This window comes from Micromonospora taraxaci (assembly GCF_007830095.1).
In the GTDB taxonomy this organism is placed as follows: Bacteria; Actinomycetota; Actinomycetes; order Mycobacteriales; family Micromonosporaceae; genus Micromonospora; species Micromonospora taraxaci.
The window spans coordinates 3,699,337-3,715,244 of the sequence record NZ_VIWZ01000001.1; the positions used below are offsets into that span (position 1 = coordinate 3,699,337).

Consider the following 15,908-nt stretch of genomic DNA (forward strand, 5'->3'; position numbering starts at 1 on the left):
CCGGGCGTCGGGTCGGCCGGTGTTCAGCTCACCAGCAGCAGCGCGCCGACAGCGGCGAGCGTGCCGGTGACCGCGAGCAGCGTGCTGGTGAGCACGAACCGGGTCACCGGCACCGCCACCCCGGCGGCCCGGCACCGCTCGAACCAAAGCAGGGTGGCCAGCGACGCCCAGGGGGCGGCCAGCGGGCCGACGTTGGTGCCGATCAGCAGGGCCAGCAGGCGGGTGTGGTCAGCGCTCGGCAGCACCGACTCGCCGGCCAGGTAGGCCGGCAGGTTGTTCACCCCGTTGGCCAGCAGCGCGCCGGTGCCCCCGGCGCGCAGCGCGCCCAGCGCACCGCCGTCGGCGCCGAGCAGGTTGCCGACCAGGTCGTCCAGACCGTGCCGGCCGAGGGTCTGCACCACCAGGAACAGGCCGGTGACGAAGAAGAGCAGGCGCACCGGGACCAGCCCCGGGCGCAGCGTGGCGGGGGAGCGGACGAGGAACCCGACCAGCACCAGCGCGAGCGCGACGGTGGAGGCCAGACCAATCTCCACTCCGGCGAGGATGCCGGCGACGAACAGCAGACAACCGGCCAGCGCCGTGCGGTGCAGCACCGGATCGGCGGGCACGTGGCGGGCCGGCGGAACGAACCGTCCGCCGACGGGTCGGTCCCGCCGCCACCACCCGAACCAGAGCACGGCCATGGTGACCGCGACGGCGGCGATCTGCGGCAACGCCATCCTGGCCGCGTACGTCAGGGGCGCCAGGCCGACCCGGTCGGCCGCCAGCAGGTTCGTCAGGTTCGACACCGGCAGCAACAGGCTGGCGGTGTTGGCCAGCCAGACCGTGGTGACGGCGAGCGGGGCGGCGGGGATCCGCAGGTTCCGGGCCAGCGCGAGCAGCACCGGGGTGAGCAGCACGGCGGTGGTGTCGAGGTTGAGCACGAGGGTGGTGAGTGTGGCGAGACCGCCGCAGAGCAGGAACAGCGCCGCCCAACTGCCCCGGGAGGCCCGGGCCAGTCCACTGGCCAGCACGTCGAAGACACCGGCCACGGCGGTCAGCTCGGCCAGCACGATCACGGTGCCGAGGAACAGCAGCAGCGGCAGGATCCGGTGCAGGGTCTGGGTGGTCTCCGCGCGGGGGAGCAGCCCGCTCAGCGCGCAGGCCGCGCCGACCACGGCGAGCACGGCCGCCGCCACGTCCAGCGGGTGGGGCCGCCAACGCGTGGTCGGTTCGGGCGGGGCTGCAAGCGTCACATCTGCTCACGTTGGCACAGCCCCTGGTCAGCTGCCCGGCAACCCCACGCGCTGGTGACCAGCCCCACCGTTTGCGCCGCCGCCGACGAGGGCAGGCGGATCGATGCGGTGGGCACCCGTCCGGACGTGGCCGGGCCCGGCCCCCGACGATCGGGGACCGGGCCCGGTTGCGTGCTCGGTGCCTACCAGCCGAGGTAGCTGGGCTGGGTCTGCACGTTGAGCTCCTGGTAGCGGGTCAGCTTGGCCGTCCAGGTGCGCCAGTCGTTCAGCTCCAGGACGTCCAGGCCCTTCACCATGTCGTTGGAGTAGATGTGGCCGTTGTAGTAGTACGCGGACCAGGTGCCGCCGCCGACGGGTCGGTCGGCCGAGAGCGGACCACGCTCCCAGAAGGCGATCTCCTTCGGCTTGGCCGAGTCGGTGAAGTCCCAGACCGAAATGCCGCCCTGGTACCACGCCTGGACCATGATGTCCTTACCGAGCACCGGGATCAGCGAGCCGTTGTGCGCCACGCAGTTCTCGGTGTCGGCGTTCGCCCGGGGGATCTTGTAGTAACTGCGGAAGGTCATCTTCCGCGCGTTGCCACGGCCGGAGATGTCGTAGATGGCGTCCGCGCCCCGGTTCGGGCCGACGGTCTCGTTGCAGGTCGCCGCCCCGCCACCGCCCAGCTCGTCGGTGAAGATCACCTTGGTGCCGGCGTTGTTGAAGGTGGCCGAGTGCCAGAACGCGAAGTTGACCTCGTCCCGGACCCGGTTGATGACCCGAGGTGCTTCCCGGTTCTTGATGTCGAGCAGGATGCCGTCACCCATGCACGCGCCGGCGGCCAGGTCCTTGGCCGGGTAGACGGTGATGTCGTGGCAGCCGGTCGTCGCCGAGCCGGTCTCACTGCCCGGGAAACCGCCGTCCGGGAAGAGGTTCGGTGCGGCGATCACCGCGGCGTCGGTCGGCTTCTTCAGCGGCACCTTGATGATGGAGATGGAGTCGTGCGGCGGCTGGCAGTCCGGGAATTCGGCCCGCGGGCTGTACGAGGAGACGTACAGGTAGACGGCCTTGCGGTCCTTGCCCGGCACCAGCGTGTGGGTGTGCGAGCCGCAGGCCGTCTCGACGGACTTGATGTAGCGCGGGTTGGCCTTGTCCTTGATGTCGAAGACCTTGATCCCCTCCCACGAGCCCTTCACGTCCGCCCCCTGCGTGGTGCTGTTGCAGGAGTCGTCGCTGCGGGACGAGTCGGTGGAGAGGAACAGCAGGTCACCGTGGACGGAGATGTCGTTCTGCGACCCCGGGCAGAGCACCCGGGCCTTGACCGTCGGAGCGCTGGGCCGCGAGATGTCGTAGATGACGAAGCCGTTGTAGTTGCCGGCGAACGCGTACTTGCCCTGGAAGGCGATGTCGCTGTTGGTGGCGTCCAACGGGGCGACCTTGGGCACGTTGGCGATCTGGCGCAGGTTGGGGCTGCTCACGATCTCGTCGACGCCGGGGATCGTGTTGGTGAGCGCGGGGGCCGGGGCCGCCTGCGGCACCGTCTGCGCGTTGCTCGCCGGGGCGACGAGGGCGCTGGCGACGAGGAGGCCGGTCGTGGCGACCGCCACGACGCGCAGTTGTCGTAACCGTGGCTTGTGGAGTCTGATCATCGGCGGGGCCCTTCGCAAGGGGGAGACGATGGTTGACACGTTACCGCCCGACGAAGAACGTCGATGTGAGCTGGATCACATGAAAGTGAGTTCCTCAATGGATAACATCGCGGTGACCTCGACCTCAGGGAGTGGCCCATGACCAATCGGCGCGCGCGCACCCTGGCAGTCGTCACACTGGCTCTCGTGTTGCCGCTGGTGGCGTTCCTGGTGATCCGTCTCGGCGACGACACCGGCACGGGCACCGGGCAGCCGGTCTCCGCCCCCGCCACCTCCACCGCGCCGCCGACGGCCAGCCCCGTCCCCACCGACCTGACCGTCATCGCGCCCGGCCGCCCCGGCGAGACAGCGGCCACCCGCCCGGCGCACGAGGTCCGTGACGTCGGCCCCGCCCCGCACAACTCGCTGGACGTCGTGTTCGTCCAGATGATGATCCCGCACCACGCGCAGGCCCTGGCGATGGCGGAGCTCGCCCCGGACCGGGCCGCCGATCCCGACGTCCGTGCGATCGCCGAGCGCATCCGCGCCAGCCAGGGGCCGGAGATGGGCATGATGCGCGGCTGGCTGCAGACCCGTGGCCTCCCGGCGGAGGTCCAGGGGCACGACCACGGCACCATGCGCGGCATGCAGTCGCCCGAGGCGATGCGGCAGCTCGCCGCGACCCGAGGCGCGGACTTCGACCGGCTCTTCGTCCGGATGATGACCGAGCATCACCAGGGCGCCATCGAGATGGCCACCAAGCTGCTCACGGTCGGCTCCGACCTGACACTCAACGAGTTCGCCAACGCCGTCGCCACCGAGCAGACCGTCGAGATCGACCGGATGCGCGAGATCCTCGGCTCCTGAGCCCGGGCGCGGGGCGTGCGGGCCGAGAGCACCCCGGCACGTACCCTGGGTGACCGTGAGACGCACCCTGTTCGGTCGCCCGCTGCGCGGCGTCGCCTTCGATGTGGCCGTCGCCGCCCTGGTGGTGCTCGTCTCCGTGGCCTCGGCGGTGAACCAGCCCGGCGGGTGGGCGGCCACCCTGGTCGGCGTGGGGATGGCGGTGGCACTGCTGTTCCGCCGTACCCACCCGAGCGCGGTGACCGTGGTGGTCGCGGCGCTCGCCCTGGTCCAGGTGGTCGCCGAGTGGGGCCCACTCGTCTACGACGTCGCCGTCCTGATCGCGCTCTACAGCGTGGTGAAGTACGGCGAGCGGCTCCGCGACGGGGTTCTGGCCGGCGCGGTCGCCGCCGTGGGCGTGCTGCTGGCCGCCGCGCAGACCCCCGGCGTCATCCAGTGGTGGGTCACCGCGCTGTGGTACGCCCTGGTCACCGGCGCGGTGTGGCTGGTCGCGCTGAACGTGCGCACCCGGCGGCTCTACGTGCTCAGCCTGGAGGAACGGGCCACGACCCTGGAACGTGAACGGGAGGCCGAGTTCCGGGCGGCGGTCGCCGAGGAACGCACCCGGATCGCGCGGGAACTGCACGACGTGGTCGCCCACAGCATGGCGGTGATGATCGTCCAGGCGGACGGCGCCCGATTCATGTTCGACCGTGACCCCGCCCAGGCGCGCACCGCCGTGAAGGTGGTCGCGGACACCGGCCGGCAGGCCCTGGAGGAGATGCGTCGCCTGGTCGGCGTCCTCCGCGACGCCGGACCGGGCATCGCGGACGGGTCCGACGGCCTGGTGGTGGCCGCCGACCCGGAGCACCGCCGCCTGGCCCTGGCCGAGCTGCCCGACCTGCTGGCCCGGTTCGACGACGCCGGGCTGCGAATCCGCAGCACCGTCACCGGGGCGCCTCCGGCGCTGCCCCCGGGATTGGAGCTGACCGTCTACCGGGTCGTGCAGGAGGCGCTGACCAACGCGCTCAAGCACGCCGGCGTCGGCGCCAGCGTCGAGGTCGTCCTGACCTACAGCGACGAGGCCGTCCTGGTCCGGGTCCTCGACAACGGGCTGGGCCGCCCACTGGTCAGCCCGGCACCGTCGGGCGGTCACGGTCTCCTGGGCATGCGGGAGCGGGTGACGGTGTACGACGGCAGCCTCACCGCCGGCCCCCGGCCGGTCGGGGGCTGGCAGGTCGAGGTGCGGCTACCGCTACCGTCGGAGCCGGCAACGGAGGTGATCGCGGCATGACGATCCGAGTGGTGATCGTGGACGACCAGGCGCTGGTCCGCGCCGGGTTCCGCATGGTGCTGGACTCCCAGCCCGACCTGAAGGTGGTCGGCGAGGCGATCGACGGCGCCGACGCCCTGCGGGTGCTCGCCCGCACCGAGGCCGACGTCGTCGTGATGGACATCCGGATGCCGACCATGGACGGGGTGGAGGCGACCCGGCGGCTCTGCGCCGACCGGCCCGCCGGCCCGCCCCGGGTGCTGGTCCTGACCACCTTCGACACCGAGGCCGACGCGTTCGCGGCCCTGCAGGCCGGCGCGAGTGGGTTCCTGCTCAAGAACGTCCCACCGGAGGACCTGCTGGCCGCGATCCGGGTGGTCGCCCAGGGCGACTCCGTGGTAGCCCCGTCGATCACCCGACGGCTGCTGGACCGTTTCGCCGGGCAGCTCGGCGCCGCGCCGACCGCCGACCCTCGACTCGCACAGCTCACCGAACGGGAGCGGGAGGTGCTGCTGCTGGTTGCCCAGGGGCTCTCCAACGCGGAGATCGCCAACCGGGTGCACGTGGCCGAGGCGACGGTGAAGACACACGTCGGGCGGATCCTGGCGAAACTCCAGCTCCGCGACCGGGTTCAGGCGGTGGTCCTGGCGTACGAGAGCGGGTTGGTCACACCCGGCGGATGACGCCGCGTACGACCTGGGTCGTAGCGACCGGCGGACGCGGCGCGACCCGGGGCGCACACGGGTCGAGCGCGCAGGTGGAGACGGGCGGACAGGCGTCGGTCATAGCGTCGGAAGGGTCCGATCCGCCACCTGCACCGGGAGCCCCGCTTGATCCGCCTGACCCTGCGCTCGCTGCGCGCCGAAGCGCTGCGCATGCTGCTCTCCGCGCTGGCCGTCGTGCTCGGCGTCGCGTTCGTCGCCGGCACCATGATCTTCGTCGACGGGATGCGCGCCGGGACGTACGAGCGGGCCGGCACGTTCGACCGCCATACCGACCTGGGTGTCTACTCGGCCGGCCGGGAGGTGTTGCCCCCGACCCTGGTCGACCGGGTGAGGGCGGTCGACGGGGTGGCCGCGGCGGCCGGTGAACTGACCAACACGGCCGGGGTGCTCGGCGTCGACGGTCGACCGGTGCTCGGCTTCACCATGCTCGTCGCGATCCCCACCGAGGACGCCCTGCGCTCGTACGACGTGGTCGCCGGACGGTTGCCCGACCGCGCCGGAGAGGTGGTGCTCGACGCGCCGACGGTCGCCGCGGAGGGCTTCGCGCTCGGCGCCGCGGTCCGCGTCGGCGGCTCCAGCGGCCCGGCCCGCCCGTACACCCTGGTCGGCACCGTCGACGTGGCGGGCACCGCCCGTGATGTCGGCGGCCCGTTCGTCGGCATGGTCGGACCGGACGCCCTGGCCCTCACCGGCGAGCGGGGGTACGGCCGGATTCTGGTGGCGGCCCGGCCGGGCGCCTCCGTCGCGGCGCTGACCGACCGGCTGCGCGCCGTGATCGGCGGCGAGGCCGTCGTGAAGAGCCGTCAGCAGATCCTCGACGAGGCCGTCGAGGACGCGGTCCGCAACGTGGACCAGTTCCGGATGCTGCTGTTGATCTTCGTTGGGGTCGCCGTTGTGGTGGCCGGTTTCGTCATCGCCAACACGTTCGCGATCGTGTTGGCGCAGCGCACGCGGCGCACCGCCCTGCTACGCCTGGTCGGGGCCACGCGGGGCCAGGTCTTCCGGGCCGCCGTGCTGGAGTCGGCGGTGCTGGGGCTGGTGGCCTCCGCGTGCGGTGTGCTGCTCGGGGTGGTCCTCGCCGGCGGGATGCGACTGTTGATGTCCCGACTGGACGCGCCGGTCGCTGGCGGCCTGACCGTGACCGGCTCGACAGTCCTCACCGGACTGCTCCTGGGCACCGCGCTGACCGTGTGCGCCGCTCTGCTCCCGGCCTGGCGGGGGACCCGGGTCGCCCCGGTGGCCGCGCTGACCGACGCCGCGGTGCAGCCCGCGCGCGCCGCTGGTCGGGTGCGGCTGGCCGTCGGCGCCGTGGTCCTGGCCGTCGGTGTCGCGGCGCTGATCGGCGCTGCCAGCGCGGGCCAACTGCTGCTGGTGGCGGCCGGCGGGGTGCTGGCCTTCTTCGGGATCGTCCTGTTCGGGCCGGTGCTCGTTCCGGCCCTGGCCCGGGTGTTCGGCTGGCCGGCCCGCCGCGTGCTCGGGGCGACCGGCGACCTGGCGGTGGCCAACACGACCCGCAACCCGCGGCGGGTCGCCGCGAGCGCCACCGCCCTGGTGATCGGGATCGGGCTGGTGTCGGCGTTCATGGTCGGCGCCCGCAGCACCAAGGACGGCATCGAACGCAGCGTGGACGCCCAGATCGGCACCGACTTCGTGGTCAGCGGTATCGGTCAGAACCTGCCGGCCGCGCTCGCCGACGAGCTCACCGCCCGACCCGAGTTGGGTGTCGTGCACGAGCAGCGCAGCACTGTCGTCGCCGACGTCGAGATCCGCGCGGCCCACCCGGCGCTCGTCGGCCGGACCCTGGGCGCGGTGCTCGCCGGCGACGCCGGTCGGGTCGGGCCGGGGCAGGTGCTGGTACACCGGGAGTTGGCGCAGGCACGCGGCTGGCAGGTCGGCTCACCGGTGACAGTGCGAGGCCACTCGTTCCAGGTGGCGGCCGTGGTCACCGACGACACGTCCGGCGACGGCGCGCCCACCGGACACGTCATCGACATGGCCGACGCGGACTTCGCCGCGCTCTTCCCCGACCAACGCGGTTTCCTGGCCGAGATCGACCCCGCCGCCGGGGTGAGCGCCGAGCAGGCCCGGGAGGTGATCGAGACGGTGCTGGGCCGCTACCCGACGGTGAACCTGTTGGACCAGGGCGCGTACAAGAAGATGCTGACCGGCACCGTCGACATGCTGCTCGTCTTCGTCACCGCGCTGCTCGGCTTGGCGGTGGTGATCGCACTGGTCGGCGTGGCGAACACGCTGAGCCTGTCGGTGGTCGAGCGGACCAGGGAGAACGCCGTGCTGCGGGCGGTCGGGCTCAGCCGAGGGCGCATGCGGGCCGTACTCGCCGTGGAGGCGGTGCTGATGGCGCTGGTCGGCGCGGTGCTCGGCGTGGCGCTGGGCACCGGCGTCAGCGCCTCCGCGATGGCTTTGCTGGACCGCCTCGGCGGGGACTTCCACGTGGTGCTGCCGCTCGCGCAGCTCGGTCTGACCCTCGCCGTCGCGGTGGTGGCCGCCCTGCTCGCCTCCGTGTTGCCCGCCCGTCGAGCGCTGTCCCGTCCGGTCGTCGAGGCGCTGGCCGACCAGTGACCTGGGACGGCTGCACGGACGGACATCCGCTGGCCGGTCCCGCCACCCGTCGCCGGCGGGACCGGCCAGCGGTGCCGGGTCTACAGGCGCTCGACCAGCGGGCCGACGCACCGGTTGCGGGTGTCGAACACGTAGCTGGCGTGCCGGACCACGAGGTCGTAGTCGAAGCTGTCGTGGTCGGTGACCACCACCACCCCGTCGGCGGCGCTCACCTCCCGCTCGGACAGCCCGACCACTGTGACCCCGGCCGGGATCTGGTGCGGCTCGGCGTACGGCTCCACCGCGTGGACCTCGGCCCCGAGCGCCTGCAACCGGCGGGCCACGTCGACCGCCGGGGAGTCCCGCATGTCACCGGTGTTCTTCTTGTACGCCAGTCCGAGCAGCAACAGTCGGGCACCGCTGACGGAGCGGCCCTTCCGGTTCAGTCCCGCCATGACCCGCTGCGCGACGTGCTCGGGCATCTCGTGGTTGATGTCGTTGGCCAGCTCGATGAACCGGAACTGCCGGCCGAGGCGGCGCTTGACCTGCCACGACAGGTAACACGGGTCGATCGGCAGGCAGTGCCCGCCCACTCCGGGGCCGGGCCGGAACGGCAGGAAGCCGAACGGTTTGGTCTCGGCGGCGTCGATCGCCTGCCACACGTCGATGTCGAGGTGGTGCGAGAGCATCGTCAGCTCGTTGATCAACGCGATGTTGACCTGGCGGAACGTGTTCTCGATCAGCTTGGTCAACTCGGCGACCCGGGTGGAGTCCACCGGGACGGTGCGGTGCACGAGGCGCTGGTAGAACTCGTCCACGCGGGCCAGCGACGCCGGGTCCACCCCGGAGACCACCTTCGGGGTGTTCTCCAGCTTCCAGGTCGGGTTGCCCGGGTCGATCCGTTCCGGGCTGTAACCGAGGTGGAAGTCACCCGGGCTGGTCAGCCCACTGGCCGACTCCAACAGCGGGCGCAGCAACTCCTCCGTGGTGCCGGGGTACGTGGTGGACTCCAGGACGACCGTGCAACCCGGCCGGACGTACGGACCGATACCGATACCGGCCTGCTCGACGAAGCTCAGGTCGGGAGTGCCGTCGCGCAGCGGGGTCGGCACGGTGATGACGCAGATGTCGAAGCCCTCCGCGTCGGAGTACTCCGTGCTGGGGTTGTACCGGCCGCTGCTCAACGCCCGGCCCAGCCGGTCGGTCGGGATGTCCTCGATGAACGACTCGCCGGAGGCGAGACGCTTCACCCGGTCGGCGTCGACGTCGAGACCCACCACGTCCAGCCCCGCTTCGACGGCTCGCAGGGCCAGCGGCAGCCCGACGTACCCCTGACCAATCACGACCAGCTTGTCAACGCTCACCCAGGCTCCTGCGGCAGTTGGTGGAAATGGCCTGCAGAGAGCCTAGAGGCGTCTTCAGCGACGTAAGTCCGTTTTGGGGATATCGGTGCTGGTGGGACTGTGCCGAGGAGCGGCGGGCGGCGGATTACTCGCCGCCCGCGCCCTCCGGAATGGTCGGCGTGCTCTCCGTCGCCGTGGGCGTGGCCGACGTCGGCGGGGTGCTCGGTTCGCCGGTCGGACCACCTGTGGGCGCGGTGGGCCCGGTCGGCGTCCCCGTCGGAGTCGGTGAACTGGTCGTCTGGCTGGGCTGCGTGCTCGGCGTGGTGGAGACCGAGGCGGACGGGGAGTTGCCCGGGACAGGCGGCCGATCAGGCCGGCCGGGGTCACCGGTGGAGACCTGCTCGTTCGCGGCCGGCAGCTCCTGCGGGCCGCTCGGCGCGACAGTCGGCGAGGTGGTGGGCAGTTTGACCGCCGGGTTCTCGCCGGTGTGGCGCGCCGCGCCCAGAGCGGCACCGAGCCCGACCAGCGCGACCAGTACGGCCGCGGCCGCGCCGACCAGCGGACCCCGCCGCCGCTGACGCCCGGCCTGCCCCCCGCTCGCCACCGCCGCGCCGGCCGGCACGTCGGTACGGGTGCCCGGGCCGGCGTCGCGCAGGGCAACCGGTGTGGCCATCGCCGTCGGAGGCTCGCCGCCGGTGACCGCGGTCCGGGCGGCCTCGGCCATCGCCGCCCCGCTGCTGAACCTGTCCAGCGGATCCTTCGCCAGGGCCCGGGACACCAGGGCGCGGACCGCCTCCGGGATCTCGTGCGGCAGCTCGGGCGGTTCGTCGTCCAGGTGCCGCACGGCGACCTGGAGCGGGTTGTCGCCGGTGAACGGCGGACTGCCGGTGAGGCAGCAGTAGGTGACCGCACCCAGCGCGTAGATATCGGTGGCACCACTCACCGGCCGACCGGCCGCCTGCTCGGGTGCCATGTAGAGGGCGGTGCCGGGCACCGCGTTGGTGCTGGTGATGCTGGTGATGTCGGTGGAACGGGCCACACCGAAGTCCACCAGGACGACGGTGCCGTCCTCCTGCACCAGCAGGTTGCTGGGCTTGACGTCCCGGTGCACGATGCCACCGCGGTGCGCGGCGTTGAGCGCGGCGGCCGCCTGGGCCACGATCGACATCGTCTCGGCCACGTCGAGCCGGCCAGCCGTCTCGATCCGCTTGGACAGCGGCTCGCCGGCGACGAACTCCATCACGAGGTAGTCTGCTCGGCCGCCGTCGCCGGGCAGGTCGTCGGCGCCGCAGTCGAAGACCTGCACGATGCCCGGGTGACGCAGCGCCGCCATGATCCGGGCCTCGGCCCGGAACCGGGCGATGAAATCCGGGTCGGAGACCAGTGCGGGCAGCAGAACCTTGACCGCGACCTGCCGGCCGAGGATCAGGTCGGAGGCACGCCAGACGTCGCCCATACCGCCAGTGGCGACACGTTCGTCCAAGCGGTAGCGACCGCTGAGCACGACCTCCGATGACAACACCGCATTACCGTACCTAGAGTGGCGCTGTACGGCGCACCGCAGCCTGTCGTCCGCGCGGGTGACACGCCTCGCGGCGTCCGCCCTGACCTGTGTGGACGCCACGTTCCTGTGACGCGGTGACGACGTGCGGTGACCAAAGCTGACATCCCTGCGCGCGCGGACGCCCGACGGGCCGCCAAAAGCCGGGACCGGGCATGGATCACTGCCCCGGGTCACGGATTGTTACGCCGACGCGCCGTTCGGCAGGGTTGATAATTGTCACTCTTCCGTGACGCGGTGCCGGCTTGTCGCGTCGCCGGTCCCCTCCTAGCGTTAGCCCGGCTCGGGTCCCCGGCGACTTCGGCGCGCGCCGCCGACCACCGTGGCGGTGGCCCGGACATCCGGCCCGGTCCACCCGGGTCGCGGGCGCGATCAGAGCGGCGGGGGGCGGTACGGGTGCGGGAACTGGTCGGTTCGGCGTCTCGTTCCCCGTGGTCTGCCTCGGTGAGGCAGCAGAGGTCGGCACGTCCCGGGCAGTCCACGGGTCGCGGATGACCGGCGACCTGTCGGAGGCGGTCAGCGCGGCACAGGGTGGGGACGAGGACGCGTTCCGTTTCCTCTACCGCACCCTCCAGCCGGGACTCCTGCGGTACCTCACCGCCCTCGTCGGCGCGGACGCCGAGGACGTCGCCTCGGAGTCCTGGCTGCAGATATCCCGCGACCTGCCGACGTTCACCGGTGGCGAGTTCCGCGCGTGGGTCGTCACCATCGCCCGTAACCGGGCGATGGACCACCTGCGCCGGCTGCGCCGCCGCCCGGCCCTCCCCGTCCCGGTGCAGGCGCTCGTCCACCTGGCCAGCGACGCGGACACCGCGGAGGGGGCCAGCGAGACGATCGGCACCGAGACCGCCCTCGCGCTGATCGCCACCCTCCCTCCCCGTGAGGCCGAAGCGGTGCTGCTGAGGGCCGTGGTCGGGCTCGACGCGGGATCCGCCGGCCGGGTGCTGGGCCGTCGGGCCGGTGCCGTCCGGACCGCCGCCCACCGAGGCCTGCGACGACTCGCAGCCCTGCTGGAGCGGGCGGATTCGGGTGAACTGCCGGTCGGGGTCGACGGGGTGCCGCCACCCCGGACGGGCAGCAGCCCCGCCTTTCGGGCGTCGCGCACCGAGCCGGCGGACGGCTGACATGAGGGGATTTCCGATGAACCCGTTCCGGCGGGCCGACCACGCCGACACCGAACGGCTGCTCGACTCCGCCCAGCCCGAGGGGGGCACCCGGCCTGGATCGGCCGCTACCCCGGTGGACACCGACGTGCCGTCCCCCCCGGTCCCGGGGTCCACCCCGGCCGAGCCGGTTGCCCGGTTGCTCGCTGCGGCCGCCGGCCCGGTCCGACCCGGGGAACTGGCCGGAGAGGAGGCCGCGCTGGCCGCGTTCCGGGCCGCCCGGGCCGAACCGTCGCCGTCGGTGCCCCACCGGGCGCGCCGTCGACGGCTGACCACCGGCGCGGCGGCCTGGATCGGCGCGGTCGCGGTCACCGCCACGGCCGGCGCCGCCTTCGCCGCGGTCCGACAGGACTGGATACCGGTACCTGTCGCACCGGAACCGCACCGAGCGTCGCCGACGCCGGATTCGCCCCGGTCCGGAGACAACACCCGGTCGCCGGCGTCGACGCCGGCGCGCGACACCGCGTCGCCCCGCCCACCGTCGCCCGGCACGCCGTCAGCGGCAGTGCCACCGGCCCACAGCCCGGCCGCCGGCCCGTTGCACGGCCAGTGCCGTTCGTGGCTGGCCAAGAAGCCCGACCAGCGGGAGAAGGCATTGCGGACGCCGGGCTTCGAGCGGCTGGTGACCGCCGCCGGTGGTGCCGAGCGGGTCGAGGAGTACTGCCACCGGCTGGTGCCGGAAGCGAAGCCCTCCGCACCGGCGAAGACCCTAGCGCCGCGCCCCCCGTCAGAGCGCCGCACCCCGCAGTGAGCGGTGGCCGCCCGGGTGGTTAGTTCCGCCCGGCATGGGAAATTCGTCTGTCGGACAGAGGTTGGTGGCTCCGTGCACGCCCTCCGAGGGTGTCGGTGGGTGGGTTTACCGTGACACGGTGTCGCTGAGCCGGCACCTGGAGAGGGGGCCCCGACCGTTGGTGACGTCACCCGAGCTGGAGCGCAGCGCCATCCTGCGTGAGTCAGCAGCCGCAGGCCGACACCTTGCCCGGATCTGCTTCAAGACCGGTCCACCGACCCACACCGGTGTCGAACTGGAATGGACCGTGCACGACGCCGCCGATCCCGTCCGTCCCGTCGACCCGGGGCGGCTGAGGGCGGCGCTGGGGCGGCACAGCCCCGCCACGTTGGATCCCACCAGCCCGGCCGAGCCGCTGCGAGACGGCGGCGTGGTGACCCTGGAGCCGGGCGGCCAGTTGGAGATCTCCACCCCGCCCCGACCCTCGACCGCCGCGTTGATCCAGGCCACCGAGGCTGACATTGCCCAGGTCACCGACCTGCTGGCTGCCGCCGGTCTGGTCCTTGGCCGCAGCGGCATCGACCCACACCGGCGGCCTCATCCGGTGGTGGAAACTCCCCGTTACCGCGCGATGCGCGCCGCCTTCGACCGGCGTGGTCCGGCCGGCCGCGTCATGATGTACAGCACCGCCGGCCTGCAGGTCTGTCTCGACGCCGGCGAGCCGGAGCAGGTTGCCGACCGGTGGGCCGCAGCCCACGCCGTGGGCCCGCCGCTGCTCGCGGCGTTCGCCTCCGCCACCCGGCACGCAGGGCGTCGCACCGGTTGGGCCAGTGCCCGGATGGCCGCCTGGCTGGCCATCGACCCGGCCCGCACCCGACCGGTCTGGACGCCCGGCGACGCCGCTGAGAATCCGAGGGACACCTGGATCCGGTACGTGCTGGCCGCGCCGTTGCTCTGCCGGCGTCGGCACGGCTCGGACTGGACCGTCCCGCCCGGTGTGACCTTCGCCGACTGGCTCGACGGCGCTCTGCCGCAGCCGCCCACCACCGATGACCTCGACTACCACGTCAGCACGCTCTTCCCGCCGGTGCGGCCGCGCGGATACCTGGAGCTGCGCTACCTGGACGCCCAGCCCGAGCGGGACTGGCGACTCCCGCTGACGGTGCTGAGTGCCCTCTTCCACGACCCGGGCACAGTGCGGGGGGCGTACGCCATCTCGGCCCCGGTGGCGCACCGCTGGTCGGCCGCCGCCCGCAGGGGCCTGGCCGACCCCGCGTTGGCCGCCGCCGCGACGGGCCTGCTCGACCTGGCCCTGACCGTCCTGCCCCGGCTGGGCCTGCCGGTCGACACCCAGGAAGAGATCGAGCGAGGGGTACGACGGCGGCTGACCGCCACGAAGCAGGGGGACCAGTGAGTGCGAGGAGTGAGCCGGGGTTGCGAGCCCCGCAGTCGCGAACGGCAGGAGGTTCGGTGAGTGCGAGGAGTGAGCCGGGGTTGCGAGCCCCGCAGTCGCGAACGGCAGGAGGTTCGGTGAGTGCGAGCAGTGAGCAGTTGCGTGATCGGATCGCTGTGGAGTTGGCCCGTGCCCGCTCCCGTACGTCGTTGTTGACCGAGGTGGTGGACGACGGTGAGCTGATGCGTCAGCACTCGCCTCTGATGTCGCCGCTGGTCTGGGACCTCGCCCACGTGGGTAACCAGGAGGAGCTGTGGCTGGTCCGCGACGTCGGCGGGCGTGAGCCGGTGCGGTGTGACATCGACGATTTGTACGACGCGTTCAAGCAGCCGCGTCGGGACCGTCCGGCGTTGCCTCTGTTGGCGCCCGCCGAGGCGCGTGCCTACCTGGGCACGGTGCGGGACAAGGTGCACGACCTGCTCGACACGGTGGCGTTCGGCGAGCGGCCGCTGGTCGCCGACGGGTTCGCCTTCGGCATGATCGTGCAGCACGAGCAGCAGCACGACGAGACGATGCTCGCCACCCACCAACTGCGCGCGGGGTCGGCGGTGCTGCACGCCCCGTCGCCGCCCGAGCCGTCGGTGCGGGTCGGCGGGGAGGTGCTGGTGCCGGCGGGGGAGTTCACGATGGGCACCGACACCGACCCGTGGGCGTTGGACAACGAACGTCCCGCGCATCGGGTCGACCTCCCGGCGTACGTCATCGACGCGGCCCCGGTCACCAACGGGGAGTACGAGGCCTTCATCGCCGACGGCGGTTACGACGATCAGCGGTGGTGGAGTCCGCAGGGGTGGGCGCATCGGCTTCGGGAGGGCCTGGCGGCGCCGATGCACTGGCGTCGTGACGGCGACGAGTGGTCGTACCGGCGTTTCGGCCGGTGGGATCGGGTGCGCGGGGACGAGCCGGTGGTGCACGTGTGCTTCTACGAGGCGCAGGCGTACGCGGCGTGGGCCGGTAAGCGGCTGCCGACCGAGGCGGAGTGGGAGAAGGCGGCCCGGTGGGATCCGTCGACGGGACGGTCGCGGCGGTATCCGTGGGGCGACGAGGACCCGACCGAGGCGCACGCCAACCTGGATCAGCGGCATCTGTGGCCGGCGCCGGTGGGCGCGTACCCGGCCGGTGTGTCGCCGTTGGGTGTGCACCAGCTCATCGGTGACGTCTGGGAGTGGACGTCGAGCGCGTTCGGCGGGCATCCGGGCTTCACCGCGTTTCCCTACCGCGAATACTCGGAGGTCTTCTTCGGCGACGACTACCGGGTGTTGCGTGGTGGTTCGTTCGGCACCGACCGTTCGGCGTGCCGGGGCACCTTCCGTAACTGGGACTATCCGATCCGCCGGCAGATCTTCAGCGGTTTCCGCTGTGCCCGCGACGCCCGACCGGACGAGTCGTACCGGTGATCGACGGTCCGGTGGGCAG

At 72.5% G+C, this 15,908-nt stretch carries 12 protein-coding genes; 8 read left to right on the top strand and 4 right to left on the bottom strand.

Features of this window, described 5'->3' with window-relative positions; genetic code table 11:
* Nucleotides 1-23 precede the first annotated feature (23 nt).
* On the bottom strand, nucleotides 24-1,235 hold the full coding sequence (locus tag FHU34_RS16945; protein ID WP_145781634.1) for an ArsB/NhaD family transporter: 1,212 nt from the start codon (nucleotides 1,233-1,235) through the stop codon (nucleotides 24-26).
* A 182-nt stretch (nucleotides 1,236-1,417) separates the two neighbouring features.
* Complete coding sequence (locus FHU34_RS16950; protein WP_145781637.1) at nucleotides 1,418-2,863, bottom strand: LVIVD repeat-containing protein; 1,446 nt, start codon at nucleotides 2,861-2,863, stop codon at nucleotides 1,418-1,420.
* Nucleotides 2,864-3,001: 138 nt separating this feature from the next.
* Here FHU34_RS16950 and FHU34_RS16955 point away from each other — a divergent pair, with 138 nt between their 5' ends.
* From FHU34_RS16955 to FHU34_RS16970, 4 genes are all read left to right on the top strand, one after another.
* Entirely contained in the window at nucleotides 3,002-3,709 is a 708-nt protein-coding gene (locus FHU34_RS16955) for a DUF305 domain-containing protein (RefSeq protein WP_145781639.1), read from the top strand.
* Between the two features lie 49 nt (nucleotides 3,710-3,758).
* Nucleotides 3,759-4,979: a sensor histidine kinase gene (locus FHU34_RS16960; RefSeq protein ID WP_145781641.1), complete on the top strand. Its 1,221-nt coding sequence runs from the start codon at nucleotides 3,759-3,761 to the stop codon at nucleotides 4,977-4,979.
* Nucleotides 4,976-5,641, top strand: coding sequence for a response regulator (locus FHU34_RS16965; RefSeq protein ID WP_145781643.1), 666 nt, complete (start codon nucleotides 4,976-4,978; stop codon nucleotides 5,639-5,641). Before FHU34_RS16960 ends, FHU34_RS16965 begins: the two co-directional genes overlap by 4 nt.
* Nucleotides 5,642-5,788: 147 nt before the next feature.
* Nucleotides 5,789-8,263 (top strand): ABC transporter permease, encoded by a 2,475-nt coding sequence (locus FHU34_RS16970; protein WP_145781645.1) that lies wholly within the window; start codon nucleotides 5,789-5,791, stop codon nucleotides 8,261-8,263.
* Between the two features lie 80 nt (nucleotides 8,264-8,343).
* Here FHU34_RS16970 and FHU34_RS16975 read toward each other — a convergent pair whose 3' ends face one another.
* The gene (locus tag FHU34_RS16975; protein WP_145781647.1) at nucleotides 8,344-9,606 is read right to left on the bottom strand and encodes a nucleotide sugar dehydrogenase; all 1,263 of its coding nucleotides are present in this window, start codon (nucleotides 9,604-9,606) and stop codon (nucleotides 8,344-8,346) included.
* Nucleotides 9,607-9,730: 124 nt separating this feature from the next.
* A complete protein-coding gene (locus FHU34_RS16980) occupies nucleotides 9,731-11,107 on the bottom strand; it encodes a serine/threonine-protein kinase (RefSeq protein WP_145781649.1) in 1,377 nt (458 codons plus the stop codon).
* 530 nt (nucleotides 11,108-11,637) lie between these two features.
* Between FHU34_RS16980 and FHU34_RS16985 the strand changes: the two genes are divergently transcribed.
* The 4 genes from FHU34_RS16985 to egtB all read left to right on the top strand — a co-directional run bounded on the left by FHU34_RS16985 (nucleotide 11,638) and on the right by egtB (nucleotide 15,889).
* Nucleotides 11,638-12,270 (top strand): RNA polymerase sigma factor, encoded by a 633-nt coding sequence (locus FHU34_RS16985; RefSeq protein WP_145781652.1) that lies wholly within the window; start codon nucleotides 11,638-11,640, stop codon nucleotides 12,268-12,270.
* A 16-nt stretch (nucleotides 12,271-12,286) separates the two neighbouring features.
* A complete protein-coding gene (locus tag FHU34_RS16990; protein WP_145781654.1) occupies nucleotides 12,287-13,060 on the top strand; it encodes a hypothetical protein in 774 nt (257 codons plus the stop codon).
* A 157-nt stretch (nucleotides 13,061-13,217) separates the two neighbouring features.
* Nucleotides 13,218-14,453, top strand: coding sequence for an ergothioneine biosynthesis glutamate--cysteine ligase EgtA (egtA, locus tag FHU34_RS16995; protein WP_145785636.1), 1,236 nt, complete (start codon nucleotides 13,218-13,220; stop codon nucleotides 14,451-14,453).
* A 116-nt stretch (nucleotides 14,454-14,569) separates the two neighbouring features.
* A complete protein-coding gene (gene egtB / locus FHU34_RS17000; RefSeq protein WP_145781656.1) occupies nucleotides 14,570-15,889 on the top strand; it encodes an ergothioneine biosynthesis protein EgtB in 1,320 nt (439 codons plus the stop codon).
* The last annotated feature ends 19 nt before the right edge of the window (nucleotides 15,890-15,908 follow it).